This is a genomic window from Nocardiopsis sp. RV163 (assembly GCF_001029525.1).
Taxonomy (GTDB): Bacteria; Actinomycetota; Actinomycetes; order Streptosporangiales; family Streptosporangiaceae; genus Nocardiopsis; species Nocardiopsis dassonvillei.
The window spans coordinates 51,425-72,974 of sequence record NZ_LEKI01000011.1 but is presented as its reverse complement, the minus strand read 5'-3'; the positions used below and the strand labels follow the sequence as shown (position 1 = coordinate 72,974).

The window sequence follows — 21,550 nt, the reverse complement described above, 5'->3', positions numbered from 1 at the left end:
TCGCCGTCCCCGCCGCCCGCCGCGTTCCCCTGGCGCTCGCGGTGGTTCCGGAGCCCTCCTCCGCACTCGCGGCACCGAACGCCCTGGACACACCCGTCATGCTCTCCTCACCCCTGTCGTCCCGTCCGCTTCGGCTCCCGCCCCGGGCTCGCGCCCCTTCCCCATGCCACCGGTTCACCGGGACCTCCTAGGTCCCGTGCGGCGCAGTGGCCCGGCCGGTCCCGGGGTGCTCTCGGCAGACGCCGGGTTCCCGGCGGCGGGTCCCGTGTCCCCCGGCGCGTTCCCAGAAGCGTCCCGGCCCGAGACCGCGGGTCCGGAACGGGCGCCGTACTCGACGGCGTCCCCGGTCAGTTCCAGGTAGGCCTCCTCCAGGGAGGCCTCCTCCAAGCGGAGCCCGTGGACCCGCGCGCCCACCGCGTGCGCGTGGTCACCGACCTCCGCCGCGCCGAGCCCGAACACCCTCAGACCGGTGCTGCGGTCGCCGTCCCGGACGCCATCGCCGTCACGGGCGTCACCGGCCTGCCCGACTCCCCGAACACCCCTGTCGTCCCGGGCGTCCTCCACCGCCTCGGTCCGCACCGACGGCCCAAGCCGCTCCAGCCCCTCCCGCAGCCTCGCGGCGTCCGGGCTGCGCACCAGCACGTGCGTGCGCGACCAGGCCGCGATCACCTCGGAGATCGGCGCGTCCGCGATCAGCCGCCCCCGGCCCACCACGACCAGGTGGTCGGCGACCATCTCCATCTCGCTCATCAGGTGGCTGGAGACGAACACGGTGCGCCCCTCGTCGGCGAGCCGCCGCGTCAGGTCGCGCATCCAACGCACGCCGTCCAGGTCGAGCCCGTTCACCGGCTCGTCGAACAGCAGCACCCCCGGGTCCCCCAGCAGCGCGTCCGCGACGCCCAACCGTTGGCGCATGCCCAGGGAGTACCCGTGCACCCGCTGGCGGGCGACGCCGGTCAGGCCGACCTCCTCCAGCACCTCGTCCACCCGGCTCCTCGGAATCCCGCCGCCCGCCGCCTTCGCGGTCAGGTGGGCGCGGGCGCTGCGTCCGGGGTGGGCGGCGTCCGGCGACAGCAGGGCGCCGACCCGCCGCGTCGGCCGGTCCAGCCGCCCGTACTCCCGCCCGTTGACCAGGGCCTCCCCCGACGTGGGCCGGGCCAGACCCAGCATCATCCGCATGGTCGTGGACTTCCCCGCGCCGTTGGGCCCCAGGAATCCCGTCACCCGCCCGGGTTCGACGGTGAAGGTGAGCCCGTCCACCGCCGTCCTCCCCCCGTAGCGTTTGGTCAGTTCGCGCACCGTGAGCACGTTTTCCCCTCTCTTCCGCTCTCGTGGTGCACCACGCTAGGAAGAGGGGCCCCGGGCCCGCATCTGTGGTTCGTCGGGGACCGGATACGCACTTGTGCCTACCCGGCGCCCGAGGGGGCCGTTTCGCCGGACCGGCGTTTCGGGTAGGTGCCGTGGGTGACGGCCAACCGGTCGAACGGGGGGAGAGGTCATGCGGGCGTCCATCGGCGACTACGTGCGTACGCACGGGGTCGTGAGCACTGAGGGTCAGCACGTCGGGGAGATCGTGGAGGTACGCGGCGCCGACGACGGGCCGCCGTACGTGGTGCGGTTCCCGGACGGGGAGGAGCGGCTCGTCTACCCCGGGCCGGAGACGGTGGTGGAGCCCCGGCACCCGGTGGACTGAGCGGCGCCGGAGGGGGCGGTCCGGGTACCCGGGACGTACGGGGCGCGGGGAGGCCCGCTGGGCTGGGGGGAGCCGGAGGAGCTGACCGGACCACCGGAACTCACGGGGCCGCCGGGGCAGCGGAGACGCCCCGGCCCCCGGGAGCGGGTCAGGCGGCGGCCCGCGACGCGTCGGACACGCGGGACGGCGGCGGGCGCGGCGCCCGCCGCCGTGGTGTCCGGGGCCCGCCCGCGGGTCAGGCCGACAGCCGGTCCAGGAAGCCGCCCAGGTTGGCCGAGGCGCGGGCGATCTGCTCGTCCACGGTGAGGGACTCCTCGAAGCGCCCTCCCTGCTCGGGCTCCTTCTTCCCGCGGATGTACAGCGAGCAGGCGAAGTCGGTGCACATGTACAGGCCCACCGTGCTGCCGTCCTTGCCGGCGCGCCTCGCCTTGGGCGCGGCCAGCAGGGCCACGCCCCGCCCGGGGTGGGTGGTCAGGCACACCGAGCACATGCTCCGGCGCAGCCCGGCACGGACGTTGGACAGGCGGAAGGCCACGCCGACGAGCCGGTCGCCGCGCTCGGTGACCAGGTAGGCGCGTTCGTGCGCGGTGTGGTCGCGCCAGCCGAGGAAGTCCAGGTCCTCCCACGGGCGCCGGTCCAGGTCGCGCGGCAGTGAGAGCCGCTGCGCCTCCCCCTTCGAGCAGTTCACGAACGACGTCCGGATGTCCCGCTCAGTCAAAGCTCTCATGGGAGGGACGCTAACGCCGCAGGTCGGGCCCGGGCAACGTTTTTGCGGAGCGGCGGACCGTCCCCGTGCGGGCCGAAACCCCCGTACCCGGCGTCCGCGCCGTCTCAGGGGCGTCTGATGAGGTAGAGGGCGAAGGGCTCTCCCCCGTGGCGGATCTCGCGCGCGTAGCCGAACCCGAGCCGTTCCATGACCGCGCGGGAGCGGAGGTTGTGCACCTCCGTGAAGGAGACCACCTCGTCCGCGCCGAGGTCGCGGAAGGCGAACTCCAGGCCGGCGCGGCCGATCTCGCTGGCGTAGCCGAGCCCCCAGAAGCACTCGCGGATCGCCCAGCCGACCTCCAGGCACCACAGGGAGTCCACCACGGCGCGGGACAGGCCGCCGCGCCCGACCAGCTCGCCGGTCCACCGGTCGTGCGCGATCCACTTGTGGACGCCGTCGGTCTCCCAGGCGCGTTCCATGTGCAGGGCGCTCTCCCATGCCTCCCCCCGCGTCCACCTGCCGCCGTACCAGCGGGCGACGCCGGGGTCCCGGTGCAGCCGCCACAGTTCGCGGGCGTGCTCGGGGCCGATGGGGTCCAGGCGCAGCCTGCGCGTGAGGCGGGCACCGGACGGGCCCGTCGGTCCGGCCGGGTCGGCCGGGTTCCCCGGTGCGTCGCCGCGGCGGTCTCCGCGGTGGGAGCCGGTCACGGGCGCTCCCGCCGGGTGCGGGCGGCGGCGGGGTCGCGGTCCCCGTACGCGTGGAGGAGGGCACCGCGCGCCTTCCCGGCCGCGCCGCGTGCGTCCTGGTGCGCGTCGCGGGTGCCGTCCGCCGCACCGCGCACGTCCCCGTGCGCCTTCTCCGCTGCCACGTGGGAAAGTCTAGGTTCCGACCCTCCCGTACGGCCGTCACCGCCGTGTACTGGGACTTTCCCGTTATCCGCGGGCACCCGGCGCGTGATGCCCCCTCCCGGAACCGACCGGGCGTCAGTCCCGCTGGAAGAGGCGGGCCGTGTACAGGACCGCGCCGGAGGCCAGCCCGGCCAGGGCCAGCGAGACCGCGAACGAGGCGGCTTCGAGCACGAAGCCGGAGAACTCGGCGGTCTCGGCCATGAAGCGGCGCGAGGCCTGGCGCGAGAGGACGAACACGGCCACGAAGGCGGTGAAGGAGACGACCGAGGAGGCCTTCACCGGAGTGTTGCGGTGCGTTGGAGAGGAGGCATGCGGGCCATCCTAGGACGCGCTGCCGCCGGTCACTCCCCGGGCCCGGGGGTCGGTCCCGCGGCGGCCCGCTCCCCCTCCTCCCGTCCGCCCGCCTGGAGGAACGCCGTGCCGACGGCCACCAGCAGCAGACCGCCCGCCCGCGGCCAGGTGAGTGCCTCCCCGAGCAGGACGACTCCCAGGGCCGCCACGGCGGCCACGCCCAGTGCCGTCCACAGCCCGTAGGCGACCCCGACGGGCATCCCGCGCCGCAGCGCGAGGGAGAAGAGGTAGTAGGCCCCCACCACGCTGACGACCGCCAGCGCCGTGGGGACGGGGGCGGTGAAGCCGTCCGAGGCGCGGGTCGCGAACGCCCCGAGCACCTCGGTCGCGATGGTCGCGACCAGGAAGAACCAGGCCATGGCGTACCCCTCCGCATCACGGGACCCATGTGCCCCGAATTTATATGAACGATAGTTCAACTTATATCCCATGGCCTAGAGCACAAGCAATGCCGCCCTGATCATAACTAGTTGAACTATCGTTCGTTTTGCGTGAGGCTCTGCTCCGACGCGAGACATCTGGGAGGAAACATGCTGACCGCCTACGCCCTCCTCGCCGGGACCGTGGCCCTGGAGGTGGTCGGAGCCCTCGCCACGCGCTACTCCGACGGGTTCACCCGCCCGCTGCCGACGGCGCTGACGGTCGCCTCGGTCCTGGGCGCCTACTACCTGTTCTCACTGGCGCTCCTCGAAGGGCTCGACCTCGGGGTCGCCTACGCCGTCTGGGCCGCCGCGGGCGTCGTCGCCGTCACGCTGGCCGGCTCCCTCCTCCTCGGAGACCGGCTGACGCGCACCCAGTCCGCGGGCATCGGCCTCGCGACCCTCGGGGTGGTGTTGTTGCAGCTCGGGGCGGCCTGAGGGCCGTCGTCCGCCCGCACTCCGGGAGCGCGCGCTGCTAGACTCCAGCGAGCCGAGCAGCACGCGGCCCTGGAGGCGGAGATGACGCGAACGACCGGCGCGCGGGTCGACGGACGCCGCGCTCGGGGCGAACGCAAGCGGGAGGCGATCATCGCCGCGGCCCTGCGCGTCATCGAACGCGACGGGGTCTCCGGTGCCACCCACCGCACGGTCGCCGGGGAGGCAGGGGTGCCCGCGAGTTCGGTGGCCTACTACTTCGCGACCCTGGACGACCTGCTCGTGGCCGCCCTGACCGTGGCCTCGGACTCCTACATCGCCCAACTGCGCCGGGTCATGGACGCCGACGGCGACGACCTCGCGACCCTGGCCCAGCTCATCGCCGAGGCCGCCGGTCCCGACCGCCGCCGGGCCCTGGCCGAACGGGAGCTGACGCTGCTCGCCGCGCGCCGCCCCGCGCTGCGCCCCATGGCCCTGCGCTGGCGGCGAACCCTCACCGAGATCGCCCGGCGCCACACCGACGACCCGGTCGCGGTTGAGGCCTTCCCCTCGGTGTCGGACGGGTTGTGCGCGCGCGTGCTGCTGGGAGGGGACACCCCCACCGTGGGCGAGATCGAGGCCGTCCTGCGCCACACCCTGCGCACCCGGCGCTGACCGCTCACCCCGAACACCACTCGCGTCCGGCGCCCCACTCCCGCGTCGGGCGCCACACGCATCCGGAGCCGCCCGCCCGCCTCGGGCACCGCGCGCTCGGCGCGGACCGGGCGCCCTTCCCGGGAGACCCGGTCCCGGGCCGTGTCACACACCGGCACGCACGGGGCGCAGGCAGCAGACTGGGCCCGTCCGGGACCCTCCGGGCACGCGTCGAGGAGGACACATGGAACTCGGTATGCACGTCGCCGACTTCACCTGGGACGGCGGCACGCCAGCCATCGGCCCCACGCTCGCCGACACCGCCCGCGCCGCCGAGGCCGCGGGCGTCTCGCGGCTCACGGTGATGGACCACTTCTGGCAGATGGGCGGGGACATCGGCCCGCAGGAGAACGCCATGCTGGAGGCGTACACCACCCTGGGCTTCCTGGCCGCGCACACCGACCGGGTCCTCCTGCACACCCTGGTCACGGGGGCCGTGTACCGCGAACCGGGTGTGCTGGCCAAGCAGATCAGCACCCTGGACACGCTGTCCGGCGGGCGCGCCGGGCTGGGCGTCGGGGCCGCCTGGTACGCCGACGAGGCGCACGGCCTGGGCATCCCGTTCCCGACCACGGCGGAGCGGTTCGAGCGCCTGGAGGAGACGGTCCAGATCTGCCTCCAGATGTGGGGCGGGGACGAGGGCCCCTACCGGGGCAGGCACCACACGCTGGAGCGCACCCTCAACTCGCCGCAGAACATCTCCGCACCGCACCCGTACCTGATGATCGGCGGCGGCGGGGAGCGCAAGACGCTGCGCATGGTCGCCCAGTACGCGGACGCGTGCAACATCTTCGGCGGCCCGGACGCGGCGCACAAGCTCGACGTGCTCCGTCGGCACTGCGAGGACCTGGGGCGCGACTACGACCGGATCGAGAGGACCACGACCTTCTCCGTCACCCCCGACACCACGCGGGACGCTCTGGTCCGTCAGCTTCTGGAGCTGGCCGCGACCGGGTTCTCGGTCGCCTACGTGTACGGCCAGGGGTTCTCCGACCCCCGCCGCGCGGTCGAGCTGTTCGGCTCCGTCCTGCCGGAGGTCGCGGACGCCTGAACCGGGCGGTTCCGGCGCCCGTGCCGCAGATCCGCGTGCGGCGCGCCCGGCCCCGGTCCGCACTCCACCAACCGGCGGGTGGGGCAAACCCGGGGGAGGTCCGCTCTCCCGGGGCCCCCGCCTGCGGCCCGCCTCCCGCCCCGCCGGGTGAAGGCGGCCGGGGCCGCCCCCGCGCGGAGCACGGGGGCGGCCCCGGCCGCGGCGGGCACCGGTCAGCGGGCGCTGCTCAGGTGGTGGCCTCCTCCATCCGCGCCCGCGCCGCCGCCTCGACGTTCTTCTTGATGTGCTCCATCTCGGTCGGGACGTTCTGGTTGTACTTGACGGTCATCTGCTCGTCGTCGAAGGGCGCGTCGGGCCTCATCGCGAACTGGTAGCTCCAGGTCAGACGCACGCCCTCCGGCACCTGCTCGTAGTTCCAGTGGATCCGCACGTACTCGAAGCCCTCGGTCTGGACGCGGTGGGACCACGCCTCCCCCGCCTCGCGGTCCACGGTGCGCTCGGACACCCAGCTCCACACGCGCCCCTGCTTGTCGGGGTTCTTGGTGACGCGGAAGCGCGTGGTGTCGCCGTCCTGCTCCAGGACCTCCACCGAGGAGTGCCAGGTGAAGATCTGGGGCCAGGAGGCGACGTCGTTGGTCAGGTCCCAGACGAAGTCGTAGGGCGCGTCGATGACGACGCTGTGCTCGATGCTTCCGGGCACGGGATCACATTCCTTTCGCGGGGGCGGCGGCGCCCCCGTTGACGAGGGCGGCCAGCGAGTCCGGGGAGGGCGCCGCCTCGGCGTCCGCCCCGAGCTTGCGGCCGACACGGCGCTCGATCTCGGCGACGATGCCCATGACGCCCAGGGAGTCGATCCCCAGTTCGTCGAAGGTGCTCGTGGAGGCGGTGGCGGCGTCGGTCCGGACACCGGCGCAGGCGGACATGAGTTCCACCAGCTCCTCCATCTCGATGTGTCTGTCGGACATGGGTCTCCTCAGGAATCTCGTGTGTCGGTTCGGGTCCCGGCGCGCGTGCCGCCTCACGTGTCGGTCCGCGTTCCGGGTGCGGGTCTGTTCGCCGGCCCGGCCCGGGTCGGGCCGGATCGGGTCAGGCCGGATCGGGGCGGGTCAGGACGACGGCGGAGTTGCCGCCGCCCAGGCCGCGCGACAGGACCAGCGCGGTGCGCAGGCGCGCGGCGCGCGGCACCCGCACGACCAGGTCCAGGCCGCTGGGGGCGTCGGGGACGTTGGGCGTGGGCGGCACGACCTGGTGTTCCAGGCTCAGGACCGCGGCGGCCACGTCCAGCGCGCCCGCCCCGGCGTAGGCGCGCCCGAAGCCGGTCTTGGGCGCGGTGACGGCCACCCCGCCGGGGAACAGCTCGCGCAGCACGGCGGCCTCGTCGGCGTCGGCCTTGGGCGTGCCCACCGCGTCGGCGAAGACCACGTCCACGTCCCCGGGGGCGACGGCGGCCCGGCGCATCGCCTCCCGCGCCGCGTGCAGGAGTCCGGCCCCGCCCGGGTCGAACGATCCGACCCCGCCGAAGGTGCTCGCGTGCCCCGCGACCTCGGCCCGGATCCTGGCGCCGCGCGCCCGCGCGGCGGCCCCGTCCTCCACCACGGCGACGGCCGCGCCCTCGGCCGGGACGTGGCCGGCCGCCCCCTCGGTGAAGGGGAGGTAGGCCGTACGGGGGTCCTCGCCCCGGCTCAGGACCTCGGCGCCCGCGTGGCAGGCGAGCGCGAACGGGGAGCCGATCGGGGCCTCGCTGCCGCCGACCAGCATCGCGGAGGTCCCGCGCCGCAGGGCCCGTTCGCCCTGGCCCAGGGCGTCGAGCATGCCCGGCTCGTCGGTGACCAGCACCCCGCACATGCCCTTGAGGCCGTTGCTGATGGAGATCTGTCCGGTGCTCGCCGCGTAGAACCAGGCGATGGACTGGTAGGGGCCGACGTGGTCGGGCCCCTTGCTCCACAGGGCCTCGATCTCGCGCTGGCCGAACTCGACTCCGCCCGTGCAACTGCAGATCAGCGCACCGATCGCGTAGGGGTCGGCGGCAGGGTCCAGCCCCGAGTCGCGCAGGGCCTCGCCGGCCGCGACCATAGCGAACCAGCTGAAGGCGTCGGTCTGGACGACGTAGCGGCCGTCGAGGTGGTCGCGCGGGTCGAAGCCGGGGATCTTCCCGCCCACGCGCACGTGGAAGCCGTCGGTGTCGAAGTCGGGGATCGGCGCGAGGAGCGAGCGCCCCTCCCGGACCGCCTCCCAGTACTCCGGCACGCCCACCCCCGCGGGCGAGACCGTGCCGAGTCCGGTGATGACCGTGCTCATACGCGCACCTCGCTGCCCCGGTCCAGGACGACCGCGGACTGGAAGCCGCCGAAGCCGCTGCCCACGGAGAGCACCACGTCCGTGCGCCGCTCGCGGGCGGTCACCGGCACGTAGTCAAGGTCGCACTCGGGGTCGGGCGTGCTCAGGTTGGCGGTCGGCGGCACGACGCCGGTGTCCATGGCCAGCACGCAGGCGGCCAGTTCGATGGAGCCGATCGCACCCAGCGAGTGCCCCACCATCGACTTGATGGAGGACATGGTCACCCTCCGCGCGTGCTCGCCCAGCGAGCGCTTGACGGCGTCGGTCTCGTGGCGGTCGTTCTGCACGGTGCCCGATCCGTGGGCGTTGACGTAGTCCACGTCGGTGACGGGGCGCCGCGCCTGGTCCAGGGCGGTGGTGATGGCCCGCGCCATCTCCTGCCCCTCGCGGCGCAGGCCGGTCATGTGGAAGGCGTTGCCGTGGTTGGCGAAGCCCGCCACCCGGCAGCGGATGCGCGCGCCCCGGCGGCGGGCGACGGAGGCCTCCTCCAGGATGAGGACGGCCGCGCCCTCGCCCATGACGAAGCCGTTGCGCTCGCGGTCGAAGGGCCGGGAGGCCCGCGCGGGGTCGTCGTTGCTGTCCGAGGTCGCCCTGATGGCGTCGAAGCAGGCCATGGCGATGGGCGAGATCGGCGACTCGGCCGCTCCCGCGACGACCACGTCGGCGAGGTCGTCCTCGATGGCCTGGGCGGCGTAGCCGACGGCGTCCAGGCCGGACGTGCAGCCGGTGGAGACCGTGCGCACCGGTCCGCGCGCGCCGACCAGTTCGGCGATCTCCCCCGACAGGGCGCTGGGCGTCACCGCCCGGTACAGGTGGGGCGAGGCGGCCTCGGGGTCGACGACCCAGTCGGCGCCGCCCCGGCTCATCTCGACGTAGTCCCTCTCCAGGCGGGTGGTGCCGCCGACCGCCGTCCCCATGCTCACGCCCACGCGCCAGGGCGAGACCTCGGACAGGGGCGGGGCGCTGTCGGCCAGCGCCTCGGCGGTGGCGACGGCGGCGAACTGCACGTACCTGTCCATGCGTTCGGCCTGGCGCTCGTCCAGCCCGTGCGCGGCGGGGTCGAAGTCGACCTCGGCGGCGATCCGGGAGCGGAAGTCGGACGCGTCGAACAGGGTGACGTGGCGGGTGGCCGTGCGTCCCGCCGTGAGCATCTCCCAGAACGCGGCCGCGCCGATCGCTCCGGGTGCCACCACGCCGATGCCGGTGACGACTGCCTCGCGTCTCACTGCGCCTCCCCGGGGAGGTCGCGGGCCCGGCTCGGGTCCGGGGCGGGGGCCGCTCTCGCGCCCACTGCGGGGTTGTGACAGGGCAGGGTCATGCGGTGTTTCCTCCACATGTTCTGAGGGATGTAGAGAACGCAGCTTTCCTTTTCACGTTCACGCTCGGTAGCGTGTGTATCACGCTGAGCCAGCGGCCCCGGCGATGAACGCGCTCCCAGGCACCACCTGGCCAGCCAGCTTCCGCCTCCCGGGCGGGTCAGGCCGCCTCGGTCTCGACCACGGCGTCGGGGCACTCCGCGGCGAGGGCGACGAGCGCCTCGTGTTCGGCCGGGTCCACCGTCAGGGCCCAGCGGACCTTGACCGTGGTCCACTCGGTGGCGTAGCGGCAGTGCGCCTCCGCCGAGGCGGGCAGCCACTGAGCGGGGTCCTTGTCGGCCTTGGAGCGGTTCTGCGCCGCGGTGACCGCCACCAGCGCGACCGGTTCGCCCATGTCGTTGGCGTAGTCGCGGCGACGGTCCGTGGTCCACTCCGAGGCGCCCGAGTCCCAGGCCTCGGCCAGGGGCACCATGTGGTCGATGTCCAGGGCGCGGGCCTCGGTGTGCGCGCGCCCGTCGTAGTAGGACTCCCACTGCCCGCCGCTCAGGCGGCACCGCTCACCGACCTCGGGCATGACGACGGCCTCCTCGATCAGGACCTCGGCGCGGGTGTTGCAGCCGTCGCGGTCGGTGTCGGTCCAGTGCGGGAACAGGGAGCGGTCGTACCCCTGCCGGTTCTCGTCGGTGACGGGCAGACCGGCCGCGGCGACGGCGAGCGGGACCGCCTCGGCGGCGTGCGCGGCGGCGTGCGCCGACGCGGTGACGGGCGCCAGCACGGCGGCGGACAGGACGGCGGCGGTGATGCCCACGGTGACGCGCACGCGAGCCCCCTTCGGATTCGACTACTTATCGTATTCGAACGTTTCCGGAGAGTAGGAACAGGTAACCCCCGAGCGACCGGCCCCACCGCGGACCGCGGAGCGCACCGGGGCGTTACGGGAGAGTCCGGGACATCGGTGCACCGGAATCGGTTCTGCCGTCCACGGCCTTCCGGTCAGGCGCTATCGACCGAAGCCGAGCAGGGGCCCGCCGCCGCCCGCCGCGTCCCGCGAACGGCGGCGGGACGACCCCCGCCCAGGTCGGGACCCACGGCCCCGCGGAGGCGGCCTCCGCGCGCACCAGCCCAGCCGCTCGGCCCGGCGCGCACGCCAAGGCCGGTTCCGGACAAAGGGGTCGCGGTGCGCACGCATCCGCCCCCGGCAGTTCCGACGGAACCGTCTTTGCCCTAATATGAAAACCATTATCGTTTTTGCTGACCCAGCGGGAGGAGAAACCAGGTGCGGCAAGTGTCCCTCCCGCCCGGCGGTACGCGCCCGGCGCCCGACGGCGCGGCATCCGACGGCGCGGCGCCCGAGAGCGCGACGCCGGGGCGGTCCGGCCCGGCCGGGGTCAGATGGCTGGCCACACGGGCGGGCACGGCCACCGCCGCGGCCGTCCTCGGCGTCCTCCTCGCGGTCTCCGCGGTGCTGGCCATCGGCCTGGGCTCGGCGGTGGTCCCGCCGGCCGAGACGGTGCGCTACCTGTGGGCGGCCCTGAGCGGGGGCGCGATCCAGGCAGACGAGGTGGTCCGCTACCAGATCATCTGGCAGATCCGCACCCCCCGGGTCCTGCTCGCCGCCGTCGTCGGCGCCGGTCTGGGGGTCGTGGGCGTGGCCGTCCAGGCCATGGTCCGCAACGCCCTCGCCGACCCCTACATCCTGGGCGTCTCCTCCGGCGCCTCCGTCGGCGCGGTGCTGGTCAGCGTGCTGGGCGCGCTGTCCGCGCTCGGCATCCACGCGGTCTCCGCCGGGGCCTTCCTGGGCGCGCTGGGCGCGACGCTGCTCGTCCACCTCATCGCCCGCTCCCCCACGGGGGTCACCCCCCTGCGCCTGGTGCTCACCGGGGTGGCGCTCTCCTTCGGCTTCCAGGCCGTGATGAGCGTGATCGTCTACCTGGCGCCGAGCAGCGAAGCCACCGCCACCGTGCTCTTCTGGACCATGGGGAGCTTCGGCGCGGCCACCTGGAGCTCCCTGCCGGTGGTGGCCGTCGTGGTGGTGCTGGGAATCCTCTTGCTGCGCGGCCTCGCGCGCCCGCTCGACGTGCTGGCCCTAGGCGACGAGACCTCGGCGAGCCTGGGCGTGGACGCGGCACGGCAGCGCAAGGTCCTGTTCGCGGTGACCGCGGTCATGACCGGGGCCATGGTCGCCGTCAGCGGCGCGATCGGCTTCGTCGGCCTGGTCATCCCGCACATCGTGCGGATCGCGGTGGGCGCCGACCACCGGCGCGTGCTCACGGTCGCCCCGCTGCTGGGCGCGGTCCTCATGGTCTGGGTGGACCTCTTCTCCCGCGTGGTGGTGGCCCCGCGCGAACTCCCCCTGGGCGTCATCACCGCCCTGATCGGCGTACCGGTCTTCCTCGGCCTCATGCGCCGCCGCGGCTACCTGTTCGGAGGACGATGATGGACCTGCGCCTGGACGGGCTGTCCGTCGAACTCGGCGGCGCCGAGATCGTGCAGGACCTCTCCCTGGACGTGCCCGAAGGCCAGGTCGTGGGGCTGGTGGGCCCCAACGGCTCGGGCAAGTCCACGGCCCTGCGCTGCGTCTACCGGGCGCTGCGCCCCAGCGGCGGAACGGTGTGGGTCGGGGACGAGGACCTGTCCTCCCTGAGCCTGCGCCAGAACGCGCAGCGGGTGGCCGCCCTGACCCAGGAGAGCGGCACCGACCTCGACTTCACGGTGGAGGAGGTCGTCGCCCTGGGGCGCGCCCCGCACCTGCGCGGCAACCAGCCGCTCGACGCGCGCGAGCGCGAGCTGTGCCGCCGGGCCATGGAGCGCCTGGAGGTGGCCCACCTGGCCCACCGGGGCGTCATGGAGCTGTCCGGGGGCGAGCGCCAGCGGGTGCTGGTGGCCCGCGCCCTGGTCCAGGAGCCCAGCGTGCTGGTCCTGGACGAGCCCACCAACCACCTGGACATCCGCCACCAGATCGCGTTGCTGTCCCTGCTGCGGGACTCGGGGCTGACCGTCCTGGTGGTCCTGCACGACCTCAACCTGGCCGCGGCGGCCTGCGACCGGATCGGCGTGCTCCGGGAGGGCCGTCTGGTGGCCGCGGGCGCTCCCGACCGGGTCCTGACCCCCGCCCTGCTCCTGGAGGTCTTCGGTATCGAGGCCTCCGTCGTCCCCCATCCCCTGACCGGGGACCCCCAGCTGCTGTACCGGCTGCTCCCCGCCGTCGAGAAAGGCCTCCAGTGACACACCGGACACCCCTCGGGACCCGCGCGTCCCACCGCTCGCTGCTCCCCCTGACCGCCGTGGCCGTCCTGGTCGCCGGGTGCGGAGCCCAGGTGGAGGAAGGGCAGGAGGCCTCGGCCTCGGGCACTGTCACCGTGCGGCGCTGCGGAGAGGAGGTGGAGTACACCACCCCGCAGCGGGCCGTGGCCTACGAGGCCGGGAGCGCGGACAAGCTGTTCGCCCTCGGGCTCACCGACCACGTGCACGGGTACGTGATGCCCCCCGCCAACCCGCCGGTGGAGGAGTCGCCCTGGGCCGAGGAGTACGCACAGGTGGAGTTCCTCAGCGACGACCTGCTCAACCGGGAGCTCGTCGTGGACGCGGGGGCCGACCTCGTCGTCGCCGGGTGGAACTCCGGGTTCAGCGAGGAGCGGGGCATCACCCCCGAGATCCTGGACGGGCTCGGCGTCCAGAGCTTCATGCACACCGAGTCCTGCTTCAACTACCCGGGGCACCCCGAGGAGGCCGCCCCCTTCGAGGGCCTGTACACCGACCTGGAGCGGCTGGGGAAGATCTTCGGCGTCGAGGACCGCGCCGAGGAGCTCGTCACCGGCTACCGGGCGCGGGTGACCGCCGTGGAGGAGCAGGCACCCACGGGCGACCCGGTCCCCGTGTTCCTCTACGACTCGGGCACCGACCAGCCCTTCACCGCGGGCAGCCAGGTCCCGCCCAACGACATCATCAGCCACGCGGGCGGGGAGAACATCTTCGCCGGCCTCGACGAGCGCTGGACCCAGGTCGGCTGGGAGGCGGTGGTGGAGGCCGAGCCGGAGGTCGTCATCATCCTCGACTACGGCGACCAGCCCGCGCGGGAGAAGATCGACTTCCTCAGCTCCTTCCCCGCGATGTCGGAGGTCCCGGCGGTGGTCGAGGAGAACTTCTTCGTCCTGGACTACAACGAGGGCATCTCCGGTCCGCGCAACATCGACGGCCTGGAGAAGTTCGCCGAGTACCTGCGCGAGCTGGAACAGGGCTGATCCGTGCCCGCCCGCGCCGCTCCCCCCGTCCCGGGACGGCGCGGGCGGGCACGGGTCGGTCAGCGCGTGTCGCGGCGGGCCGGGACCCGGCCGGAGCCCCCGGACGCGGCGGGTCCGTCCGGGCCCTGGGCCCGGCTCACCGCCTCCCCGGCGGCGCCCGGGAGGCCGCGCGGGGTGAACGCCGCCTCCCGGGCGCGGGCGGGTGTGACGACCTCGCGGAGCGCGGGGTCGGTGAGCAGGACCACCGGGGCGATCCGGTTCGGCTCCAGGGGGTACCACCCGGGCAGGGCCCCCTCGATGGCGGCCCAGGCCTCGTCGGCGGCGCCGCGGGCGGCCAGCTCGCGGGCCGTGTCCAGGGCGCGCTCGAAGGCGGGCGGCTCCGGCAGCCGCCGGGAGGCCAGCCACTCCCGACGCCCGGTCCCGTCGGAGGGGAGGTCGAGGCCGGGCACGGCCCCGGCCAGGGCGCGTTCGGCGTAGGCCGCGCCGCCCGGGGCGTCCAGACCGGCGCTGTGCAGGTAGAGCGGCACCGCCTCGGCCTCGATGCGCCCGGCGCCGACCTCGGCGACCACGTGGGGGCGGTGCAGCAGGCCGCGCAGCCTGTGGTGCGCCCCCCGCACGTCGAGGAAGGCCGCGAGGACGACTTCGAGGTAGGCGGCGGCGCCCGACCCCTTCTCCTTGGCCCGGCGCAGGGCGCCGAGCGCCTCCTCCACCCGGCCCTCCAGCGCGGCGCGGCGGCCCCTCGCCAGCAGTTCGAGCGCTCCCTCCGGGTGTACCGGGCGCCCCTCCGCGCCGAGCAGCTCCTCGAACGAGGCGCGTTCGGCGGCCACGAGGTCGGCGAAGGAGCGGTGGCGCTCGCCCGGGCCGGGGTTCCAGCTCGACCAGGTGTAGGCGGCCCACTCGCCGTCGGGGGAGACGTCGCCCGCGTCCAGCACCCAGTCCTGGGCGTCCCCTTCGGCCGAGACCAGCAGCAGCGGTCCGACGGGACCGCCCTCCCCCGCCGCGAGGGACTCGTCCACACCGCACTCGTCCTCCAGGTCGGCCGCCCAGCCGACGGCGGCGGTGGAGCGCAGGCCGTACACGAACGTGCTCGCGGGCCCCCAGCCGTCGGAGGCCTCCAGGAAGGCGCGGTAGCCGGGCGGCAGCCGCCTTCCGAGCCGCCCCTCAAGTTCCGCGATCCGCTCCTCGGAGGCGCCGTCGCAGCCCAGCCAGGAGGCGGCGCGCTGCTCCGCGGTGGTCCCCGGGAGTTCGTCCGCGGTAAGGACCCGCAGCATGTCCGCGCTGTACCCGGCCAGGTAGGCCCGCCACTGCTCGACGGTGGCCGGGACGCGGTCCGACAGGTCGCGCGCGATCCCCCCGTACGGGGAGGGCGCGCCGCCCGCCGTGTAGCGGTGCCCGTCGAACGCCTCGTAGGTGCGCCCCTCGGAGAAGAAGCGCACCCGGTTGAGCTGGATCTCGGAGCCGCCGCAGTTGCCGGTGATCTCCAGCCGCAGGTGCCGGTAGGGGGTGTCCGCCGCCGGGTCGGTGACGTGGAAGTCGCGGGCGTGGTGGCGGCCGGGGAAGAACTCGTCGGAGCGGGTGTCGAGCACGACCCAGGTCCGGCCGTCCGCCGACCCCTTGAGCGTCCAGTCCCGGGGGTCGCGGTCGGCGAAGTCGTCGGCCGAGACCAGGACGTAGTGCCGGACGCTGACGGGCTCGGCCGTGGTGAACTCCAGCCAGTCGGCGTCGCGCCAGCTCAGCCACTTGGAGGAGGTGTCGTCGAGGAGGTTGGCGGCGACCTCGCCCGCCCGTGTGTGCTCGTTGCCCGCCCGCACCTCGCGCACCCCGCCGGTGGCCTCCTGCCCGCTCCCGGCCTCCGCCAGGTCGATGGTGCGCAGGGCGACCGCGCCGCCGCCGCCCTCGCGGTCGGCCCAGGTGATCCGCGCGGCCGGGGAGCCGCCGTCCTCGATGAGCAGCCGCAGCTCCTCCCCGCCGTCCGCGCCCCCGACGGCGAACCTGTGGACGGGGCGGTCGGTGAGCAGCTCCACCAGCCGCCCCCGCCAGGCGTGGGAGGCGCCGTCGGCGGTGGTCCGCGTGCCGGTGAACGCGGTCATGGCGGGGTCGAACCCGGCCACCGCCTCCGCGCCGTCGAGGTCGCGCCAGCCGAGCTGGGCCAGCGGCACGGCCCCGCCCGGTTCGAAACCGACCACCAGCCGGTGGTCGGGCGACCACTCCCCCGTCCCGGCCCGCTGCCTCTCGGTGCGGAAGGCGCGGACGGTCGGGTGCTCGTGCATGGAGGCTCCTGCGGTGAGGTGGTTCGGGGAGGGCGGCCGGGGCGCCGCCCGCTGATCCGCGAAGAGGCTACGCGTGCGGCCCGACATTTCGGACGCCTCCCGGATACCGCTCCCAGCCGTGCGGCCCGGCCCGTCCGTCGCGGTCCCGCGCCCGTGGCGGGGTACGACCGCCCGGACCCGCTACGAGCGCAGGTTCACCGCAGGTCGAAACCCTTGCGTCACAACGGCTGCGCCACGACGGAGACACCTCCGGCCTGACCGGACCCGGTGCCCGCTGGCGAACGGTCTCAGCGCTCCCCGGTGTCCTGGGCGTCGGCGGTGCCCGGCCCGTGGTCGGGGAGCGCGGAGCCCGAGGTCGCCTCCCGGTGCAGGCGCAGGAACTCCAGGTGCCGCTCGTACTCGTCGAGGATGTTGCCGATGAGCTGCTCCTTGGTGTAGCCCATCACGTCGTAGCCCTGGCTGCCCTCGGTGAGGTAGACCTCGAAGCGCACGTAGGTGTCGTGCTCGGCGAGCGAGCGCATGGCGAACGCGGGGGTGGGCACCTCCATCGGCCACACCCGGTAGCTGAACTCCTCCTCCTCGCCCATCGGCGCCCGCAGCTCCAGGTAGGCGATGCCGACGGCCTCGTCGACCCCCTCGGTCACCGACGCCTCCGCGCCCTGTTCACGCAGCTCCTCGGCGACGTCCCGGAACGCCGGGCGGCACACGTCGCGGACGAACCGCTCGGCCGCCCGCCTGCCGGGGAAGCTCACCGCACGCCTGATCCGCTGACGCCAGTTGCGTTCGGGCCCCCGGCGGTCGACCGCCGTCCGGTCCGACAGCGAAGAGGACAGGGTGGTCCGGAAGGCGTCAGCCCGGAACTTCTCGACCCTCAGCGCCTTGAACAGGCCCCACATGATCACGAACATCACGAACGAGAACGGCAGCCCCATGATGATGGTCGCGCTGGTCAGCGTGTCCACCCCGCCGACCAGGAGCATGGCGAGGGTGAGCAGGCCGGTCGCCGCCGACCAGAAGACGCGCAGCCACGGGGCGGCGTCTGTGACCGGTGTCGGCAGGTGGGAGCTGAGGTTGCCCATCACCAGCGCGCCGGAGTCGGCGGAGGTGACGTAGAAGAGCAGCCCGACGACGGTCGCGAGCCCGGCGCTGAACAGGACGCCCGGGTACTGCGCGAGCAGCGCGTAGAAGCCCTGTTCGGGCTGGTTCACGGTGGTCTCGCCGAACGCGGCGTCTCCCCCGCGCACGACGCTCAGCGCGCTGTTGCCGAAGAAGGACAGGAAGGTCAGCGTGAACAGGAGCGGGACCACCAGCGTCGCCGCCACGAACTGCCGGATGGTGCGGCCTCGCGAGATCCGGGCGAGGAACATCCCCACGAACGGGGCCCAGGCGATCCACCAGGCCCAGAAGAACAGCGTCCAGGCGTTGAGCCAGTCGGTCGGCGGGTCGTAGGCGAAGGTGTTCAGCGTCATGGAGGGGAAGCGGCTGAGGTAGTCGCCGATGTTGAGGACGAGCGCGTTGAGCAGGTAGAGGGGGTCCTCGAAGACCAGCACGTAGAGCATCAGGACGACGGCGAGCACGACGTTGATCTCGGACAGCCGCCGGATGCCCCGGTCCACGCCCGCCACCGCCGACATCGTGGCCACGAGCACGGCGACGATGATCAGGCCGAGCTGGGCCGCGACGCCCTCGGGGACGCCGAAGAGGAAGTCGAGCCCGTAGTTGAGCTGCACGACGCCGATGCCGAGCGACACCGAGATGCCGAAGATGGTGCCGATGACGGCCGCCAGGTCGACCGCGTCGCCTACCGGGCCGTGGACGCGCCTGCCGATCAGCGGGTAGAGGGCCGAGCGGATGGCCAGGGGCAGGTGGTAGCGGAAGGAGAAGTAGCCCAGGGCCATGCCCATCAGCGCGTACATCGCCCACCCGGTCACGCCGTAGTGGAAGAGCGTCCACACCACGGCCTGCCGGGCCGCCTCGATGGTCTGCGCGTCCCCCTCGGGCGGCGCCAGGTAGTGGCTGACCGGCCCGGAGACGGAGAAGAACAGCAGGTCGATGCCGATGCCCGCCGCGAACAGCATGGCCGCCCACGCGAACACCCCGTAGTCGGGTTTGGAGTGCTGGGGGCCGAGCTTGACCCTGCCGTAGCGGGAGAGCGCGATGACCACCACGAACCCGAGGTAGAGGGTGGTGGCGAGGAAGTAGTACCAGCCGAACACCTCGGAGATCCACCCCACGACGGCGCCGATGGTGTCCCCGGCGTGCGCGGGCGCGACGATCGCCCAGACCGAGAGCGCGACGATCAGCACGGACGAGCCGTAGAACACGACCGGTTTGAGGCGGCTCGGGCCGTGCTCCGCCCCTTCGGGGGTCTCCGGTGCGGTTCCCGGCTCCGGGTCGGTCTCCGGGTCCGGTCCGGTCTCGGGGTCCGGTACGGCTCCCGGTTCCGGTTCGCGGTCCGGACGGTACTGCCCTCCGTCGGTGGCCACCGTGTCACCTCTCGCTCGTGCGGTACCGGGAGCGGCTCCCAGGGGACGGCGCCGACGGGAGGCGGATCACCGGGTCACCGGTTTCGGACGTTCAACGGCGCCATACTCACGGATCGCCCGTCCGGGGTCGGGCACCCCACGAACGGCGGCGTGGCGCGGCGGTGCGCCCGGGATCGGCGGCGGGCGGGCGGCCGGCCGGGGACGTCGGCGGCGGTCGGGGCGCAGGCCGGGAACGGCGGGCGGGCCCGGGGCCCGGGCCGAACGCGGTTCCGAAAACCGTGGGAGGAATCGGCTCCGGGAAGGGAAAAGGAAGGAGAAGGAAGGAAACAGTGGCCTCCGGGTGAGGTCTAATGCCGCCTCCCCTCCGCGCCGGGATTGGTCCACCTCCGGCCGGTGCGGACCGCACGCGCGGCGGGGCCGGGTCCTTCCAGCTCCCGTCCGCACGTGTCCGGCGGTCCCTCCCGTACCGCCCGGCGAGCGGACCCGACCGGTCCTGCGGCCGGTCCGGTCGGCCCCCGCGCCCCGCCCCGGCCCGGGGACACGACTCCTGGCCACGGCCCGCTTACCGGCCTCTCCGAGCGGGAAACCCCTGTTGCAGAGGGACTCCGGGCGCCGCGTCCCCAGGGGCTCGGCGCCCGCGGCCCTCCCTCCGCAGTCGCGAGCGCTCGCCTTCGCCCCGGGCAGGTACCGGCCCGGGCCTCCCCCGACGGATTCCCGCCACCGTCCCGGCCCCGCGCCGGGGCGCGATCCATGACCGAAGGACCCGCACATGCCGAACCCCAAGTCCGACACCCCCCGCCCCCGCAACCGGCACCGGCTCCGCACCGCGGCGGCGCTGGCCGCCGCCACCACCCTGTTCCTCGGCCTCATGCCCGCGGGCACGGCCAACGCCCACGGCTACATCTCCAACCCGATGAGCCGCCAGGCCCAGTGCGCCGCTGGCATCGTCCAGTGCGGCGGCATCCAGTGGGAGCCGCAGAGCGTAGAGGGCCCCAAGGGGCTCATGCAGTGCAACGGCGGCGTCGGCCGCTTCGCCGAGCTGAACGACGACAGCCGGGGCTGGCGGGTGACCGACGTCGGCCGCGTCCAGACGTTCGAGTGGACCATCACGGCCGCGCACTCGACCTCCACCTGGGAGTACTTCATCGGCAACCACCGGGTGGCCGTGTTCGACGACCACGGCGCCCGTCCGCCGTGGTCGTTCAGCCACACCGTGGACCTGTCGGGGTACAGCGGACGGCACACGCTGCTGGCCAGGTGGAACGTCGCCGACACCGGTAACGCCTTCTACGCCTGCGTGGACGTCAACATCCGCGCCTAGCCAGTGTTTTCTGGACCTCCGCTCCGCTTCGGTCCGTGTTCGGGCGCCCGGAGAACGGGAATCGGGTTGAAGCAGGCACAGCGGTGTCTCCGGCGGGTTCGCTCGTGCCCACCCGTCGCCCGCCACCACCCACAACCGACGCCTACGGCGCAGTTCTCCCAAGGGAACCCGCCTCCGCCACCTCCAGAACCCCGTGGGCGCCCGAACCGAACCCCCACAAGCTGAGGCCCGTCCAAAAAACAGACCCTGGGGCCCGTCTGCCAGTGGGCCCGCCCGGCCCGGCGGATCGCACGGCGTCCGCGACGCCGCCGGGCCCGGGCGGGCCGCGTCCCGGGCCCGGTCACGGGCTCTCCGCCCCGGACCGGCGTCCGGGCCGTGTCTCAGGCGGCGGGCGAGTCCCGGGCGGACAGTTCCCCGGCCAGTTCCATACAGCGTCGCCGGGCCGGGGAGAAGTCGTAGGGCATCCTGCCGAAGGCTTCGAACGCGCTCATGGAGCCCGGCTCCCGCCTGCCGGAGCCGGGCTCCGTCCCGCCGTCATCGGCGGGAGCGGGGTGCAGAGCTTCCCAGGCGTCGAAGAGGGCGTCGTCCTCCTCCCCCGGGCCCGACTCCTCGATGACGGCGTGCAGGGCGCTTTCGAAGGCGTGCCGTTCGGCGGCCACCCGGGCCACCCTCGGATCGTCGACTGCGACGCCGTCGTCGAGTGCCGCCTCGGCGCCGTCGAGGCGGTCGGACTCCTCCCGCAGAGCGGGACGCGTGGCCAGGGCGATGAGGCGGCCGACCCGGACGGCCGCGCCGAGCGGGCCGAAGACCCGCTCGGTGACCAGCAGGTCGTCCAGGTCCGCCTGGCGCAGGGAGCCCTCGGGCAGGCTCTTGAGGCGTTCGGTGACGAAGTCGGAGAGCAGGCCCGCCCGGCTGCCTTCGGCGCGCATCCGCCGCACGGCGGCGCGCTGCCGCCGCAGTTCCGCCTCCTGCTCGGCGAGGCTCTCCTCCAACCGCTCCAGGACGCCCGCGATACCGTCCCCGCCGTCGGCGTCGGCACCGGCACCGGCGGAAGCCGTGCCGGTGGTGAGGGAGTCGCGGATGTCGTCCAGGGCGATCCCGGCGTCGGCCATCCTGCGGATCCACAGCAGGCGGATCACGTCCTCGTACCCGTAGCGGCGGCGGCCGTCGGCGCCCCGCTCGGGCTCGGGGAGCAGGCCGATCTCGTGGTAGTGGCGGATGGCCCGCGGCGTGCTGCCGGCGAAGGCCGCCGCGTCACCGATCTTGACCCGGCGGGGCGGCGTGAAGGACAGGTGCATGAGCGGGGTGGCTTTCCTCAGGGGA

The 21,550-nt window shown here is 74.0% G+C and carries 22 protein-coding genes; 8 read left to right on the top strand and 14 right to left on the bottom strand.

Annotated features, from left to right (window positions below; translation table 11 throughout):
• Window positions 1-174 precede the first annotated feature (174 nt).
• Window positions 175-1,308, bottom strand: coding sequence for an ABC transporter ATP-binding protein (locus ABD54_RS03985; RefSeq protein ID WP_047868050.1), 1,134 nt, complete (start codon window positions 1,306-1,308; stop codon window positions 175-177).
• Between the two features lie 190 nt (window positions 1,309-1,498).
• Here ABD54_RS03985 and ABD54_RS03980 point away from each other — a divergent pair, with 190 nt between their 5' ends.
• On the top strand, window positions 1,499-1,693 hold the full coding sequence (locus tag ABD54_RS03980) for a DUF1918 domain-containing protein (protein ID WP_013155254.1): 195 nt from the start codon (window positions 1,499-1,501) through the stop codon (window positions 1,691-1,693).
• Between the two features lie 235 nt (window positions 1,694-1,928).
• Here ABD54_RS03980 and ABD54_RS03975 read toward each other — a convergent pair whose 3' ends face one another.
• From ABD54_RS03975 to ABD54_RS03960, 5 genes are all read right to left on the bottom strand, one after another.
• Complete coding sequence (locus ABD54_RS03975) at window positions 1,929-2,420, bottom strand: FBP domain-containing protein (RefSeq protein ID WP_047868049.1); 492 nt, start codon at window positions 2,418-2,420, stop codon at window positions 1,929-1,931.
• Window positions 2,421-2,524: 104 nt separating this feature from the next.
• Window positions 2,525-3,106: a GNAT family N-acetyltransferase gene (locus tag ABD54_RS03970; RefSeq protein WP_047868048.1), complete on the bottom strand. Its 582-nt coding sequence runs from the start codon at window positions 3,104-3,106 to the stop codon at window positions 2,525-2,527.
• On the bottom strand, window positions 3,103-3,267 hold the full coding sequence (locus ABD54_RS28275; protein ID WP_160313072.1) for a hypothetical protein: 165 nt from the start codon (window positions 3,265-3,267) through the stop codon (window positions 3,103-3,105). Before ABD54_RS28275 ends, ABD54_RS03970 begins: the two co-directional genes overlap by 4 nt.
• A gap of 115 nt (window positions 3,268-3,382) precedes the next feature.
• Entirely contained in the window at window positions 3,383-3,586 is a 204-nt protein-coding gene (locus ABD54_RS03965; RefSeq protein ID WP_047868047.1) for a hypothetical protein, read from the bottom strand.
• A gap of 62 nt (window positions 3,587-3,648) precedes the next feature.
• Window positions 3,649-4,017, bottom strand: coding sequence for a multidrug efflux SMR transporter (locus ABD54_RS03960; RefSeq protein ID WP_047868046.1), 369 nt, complete (start codon window positions 4,015-4,017; stop codon window positions 3,649-3,651).
• A 171-nt stretch (window positions 4,018-4,188) separates the two neighbouring features.
• Between ABD54_RS03960 and ABD54_RS03955 the strand changes: the two genes are divergently transcribed.
• From ABD54_RS03955 to ABD54_RS03945, 3 genes are all read left to right on the top strand, one after another.
• Window positions 4,189-4,515: a multidrug efflux SMR transporter gene (locus ABD54_RS03955; RefSeq protein WP_047868045.1), complete on the top strand. Its 327-nt coding sequence runs from the start codon at window positions 4,189-4,191 to the stop codon at window positions 4,513-4,515.
• Window positions 4,516-4,596: 81 nt separating this feature from the next.
• Window positions 4,597-5,166: a TetR/AcrR family transcriptional regulator gene (locus ABD54_RS03950; RefSeq protein WP_047868044.1), complete on the top strand. Its 570-nt coding sequence runs from the start codon at window positions 4,597-4,599 to the stop codon at window positions 5,164-5,166.
• 223 nt (window positions 5,167-5,389) lie between these two features.
• Window positions 5,390-6,256: an LLM class F420-dependent oxidoreductase gene (locus ABD54_RS03945; RefSeq protein WP_047868043.1), complete on the top strand. Its 867-nt coding sequence runs from the start codon at window positions 5,390-5,392 to the stop codon at window positions 6,254-6,256.
• A 226-nt stretch (window positions 6,257-6,482) separates the two neighbouring features.
• Here ABD54_RS03945 and ABD54_RS03935 read toward each other — a convergent pair whose 3' ends face one another.
• The 5 genes from ABD54_RS03935 to ABD54_RS03915 all read right to left on the bottom strand — a co-directional run bounded on the left by ABD54_RS03935 (window position 6,483) and on the right by ABD54_RS03915 (window position 10,729).
• Complete coding sequence (locus ABD54_RS03935) at window positions 6,483-6,956, bottom strand: SRPBCC family protein (protein WP_047868041.1); 474 nt, start codon at window positions 6,954-6,956, stop codon at window positions 6,483-6,485.
• A gap of 4 nt (window positions 6,957-6,960) precedes the next feature.
• A complete protein-coding gene (locus ABD54_RS03930; RefSeq protein WP_047868040.1) occupies window positions 6,961-7,221 on the bottom strand; it encodes an acyl carrier protein in 261 nt (86 codons plus the stop codon).
• Between the two features lie 121 nt (window positions 7,222-7,342).
• Window positions 7,343-8,554, bottom strand: coding sequence for a beta-ketoacyl synthase N-terminal-like domain-containing protein (locus tag ABD54_RS03925; RefSeq protein WP_047868039.1), 1,212 nt, complete (start codon window positions 8,552-8,554; stop codon window positions 7,343-7,345).
• On the bottom strand, window positions 8,551-9,819 hold the full coding sequence (locus ABD54_RS03920) for a beta-ketoacyl synthase (protein ID WP_047868038.1): 1,269 nt from the start codon (window positions 9,817-9,819) through the stop codon (window positions 8,551-8,553). The genes ABD54_RS03925 and ABD54_RS03920 overlap by 4 nt, the downstream gene beginning before the upstream one ends.
• A 250-nt stretch (window positions 9,820-10,069) precedes the next feature.
• On the bottom strand, window positions 10,070-10,729 hold the full coding sequence (locus ABD54_RS03915) for an HNH endonuclease family protein (RefSeq protein ID WP_200904038.1): 660 nt from the start codon (window positions 10,727-10,729) through the stop codon (window positions 10,070-10,072).
• Between the two features lie 465 nt (window positions 10,730-11,194).
• On the opposite strand from ABD54_RS03915, the gene ABD54_RS03910 reads away from it, so the two are divergent.
• From ABD54_RS03910 to ABD54_RS03900, 3 genes are read left to right on the top strand one after another with little or no spacing between them, the layout of a single operon-like run.
• A complete protein-coding gene (locus ABD54_RS03910) occupies window positions 11,195-12,346 on the top strand; it encodes an iron ABC transporter permease (protein WP_047868037.1) in 1,152 nt (383 codons plus the stop codon).
• Window positions 12,346-13,134, top strand: coding sequence for an ABC transporter ATP-binding protein (locus tag ABD54_RS03905; RefSeq protein WP_047868036.1), 789 nt, complete (start codon window positions 12,346-12,348; stop codon window positions 13,132-13,134). The genes ABD54_RS03910 and ABD54_RS03905 overlap by 1 nt, the downstream gene beginning before the upstream one ends.
• Window positions 13,131-14,150: an ABC transporter substrate-binding protein gene (locus ABD54_RS03900; RefSeq protein WP_047868035.1), complete on the top strand. Its 1,020-nt coding sequence runs from the start codon at window positions 13,131-13,133 to the stop codon at window positions 14,148-14,150. The genes ABD54_RS03905 and ABD54_RS03900 overlap by 4 nt, the downstream gene beginning before the upstream one ends.
• 59 nt (window positions 14,151-14,209) lie before the next feature.
• On the opposite strand, the gene ABD54_RS03895 is transcribed toward ABD54_RS03900, so the two are convergent.
• Both ABD54_RS03895 and betT read right to left on the bottom strand, forming a co-directional pair.
• Window positions 14,210-16,420 (bottom strand): discoidin domain-containing protein, encoded by a 2,211-nt coding sequence (locus ABD54_RS03895; protein WP_047868034.1) that lies wholly within the window; start codon window positions 16,418-16,420, stop codon window positions 14,210-14,212.
• Window positions 16,421-16,707: 287 nt separating this feature from the next.
• Window positions 16,708-18,906 carry a choline BCCT transporter BetT gene (betT, locus tag ABD54_RS03890; RefSeq protein WP_047868033.1) on the bottom strand — a complete coding sequence of 733 codons (2,199 nt, stop codon included), beginning with the start codon at window positions 18,904-18,906 and terminating at the stop codon, window positions 16,708-16,710.
• 769 nt (window positions 18,907-19,675) lie between these two features.
• On the opposite strand from betT, the gene ABD54_RS03885 reads away from it, so the two are divergent.
• Window positions 19,676-20,227 (top strand): lytic polysaccharide monooxygenase auxiliary activity family 9 protein, encoded by a 552-nt coding sequence (locus ABD54_RS03885; RefSeq protein WP_047868032.1) that lies wholly within the window; start codon window positions 19,676-19,678, stop codon window positions 20,225-20,227.
• 380 nt (window positions 20,228-20,607) lie between these two features.
• Here the strand turns inward: ABD54_RS03885 and ABD54_RS03880 are convergent, their stop codons facing one another.
• Entirely contained in the window at window positions 20,608-21,525 is a 918-nt protein-coding gene (locus ABD54_RS03880; protein ID WP_047868031.1) for a MerR family transcriptional regulator, read from the bottom strand.
• Window positions 21,526-21,550 lie beyond the last annotated feature (25 nt).

What these genes read in the sequence shown, in the direction of transcription:
- ABD54_RS03945 (WP_047868043.1), top strand. Translation starts at nt 5,390, where the DNA reads ATGGAACTCGGTATGCACGTCGCCGACTTCACCTGGGACGGCGGCACG.
- ABD54_RS03880 (WP_047868031.1), bottom strand. Translation starts at nt 21,525, where the DNA reads ATGCACCTGTCCTTCACGCCGCCCCGCCGGGTCAAGATCGGTGACGCG.
- ABD54_RS03905 (WP_047868036.1), top strand. Translation starts at nt 12,346, where the DNA reads ATGGACCTGCGCCTGGACGGGCTGTCCGTCGAACTCGGCGGCGCCGAG.
- ABD54_RS03925 (WP_047868039.1), bottom strand. Translation starts at nt 8,554, where the DNA reads ATGAGCACGGTCATCACCGGACTCGGCACGGTCTCGCCCGCGGGGGTG.
- ABD54_RS03950 (WP_047868044.1), top strand. Translation starts at nt 4,597, where the DNA reads ATGACGCGAACGACCGGCGCGCGGGTCGACGGACGCCGCGCTCGGGGC.
- ABD54_RS03960 (WP_047868046.1), bottom strand. Translation starts at nt 4,017, where the DNA reads ATGGCCTGGTTCTTCCTGGTCGCGACCATCGCGACCGAGGTGCTCGGG.
- ABD54_RS03975 (WP_047868049.1), bottom strand. Translation starts at nt 2,420, where the DNA reads ATGAGAGCTTTGACTGAGCGGGACATCCGGACGTCGTTCGTGAACTGC.
- ABD54_RS03885 (WP_047868032.1), top strand. Translation starts at nt 19,676, where the DNA reads ATGCCGAACCCCAAGTCCGACACCCCCCGCCCCCGCAACCGGCACCGG.
- ABD54_RS03895 (WP_047868034.1), bottom strand. Translation starts at nt 16,420, where the DNA reads ATGCACGAGCACCCGACCGTCCGCGCCTTCCGCACCGAGAGGCAGCGG.
- ABD54_RS03930 (WP_047868040.1), bottom strand. Translation starts at nt 7,221, where the DNA reads ATGTCCGACAGACACATCGAGATGGAGGAGCTGGTGGAACTCATGTCC.
- ABD54_RS03955 (WP_047868045.1), top strand. Translation starts at nt 4,189, where the DNA reads ATGCTGACCGCCTACGCCCTCCTCGCCGGGACCGTGGCCCTGGAGGTG.
- ABD54_RS03980 (WP_013155254.1), top strand. Translation starts at nt 1,499, where the DNA reads ATGCGGGCGTCCATCGGCGACTACGTGCGTACGCACGGGGTCGTGAGC.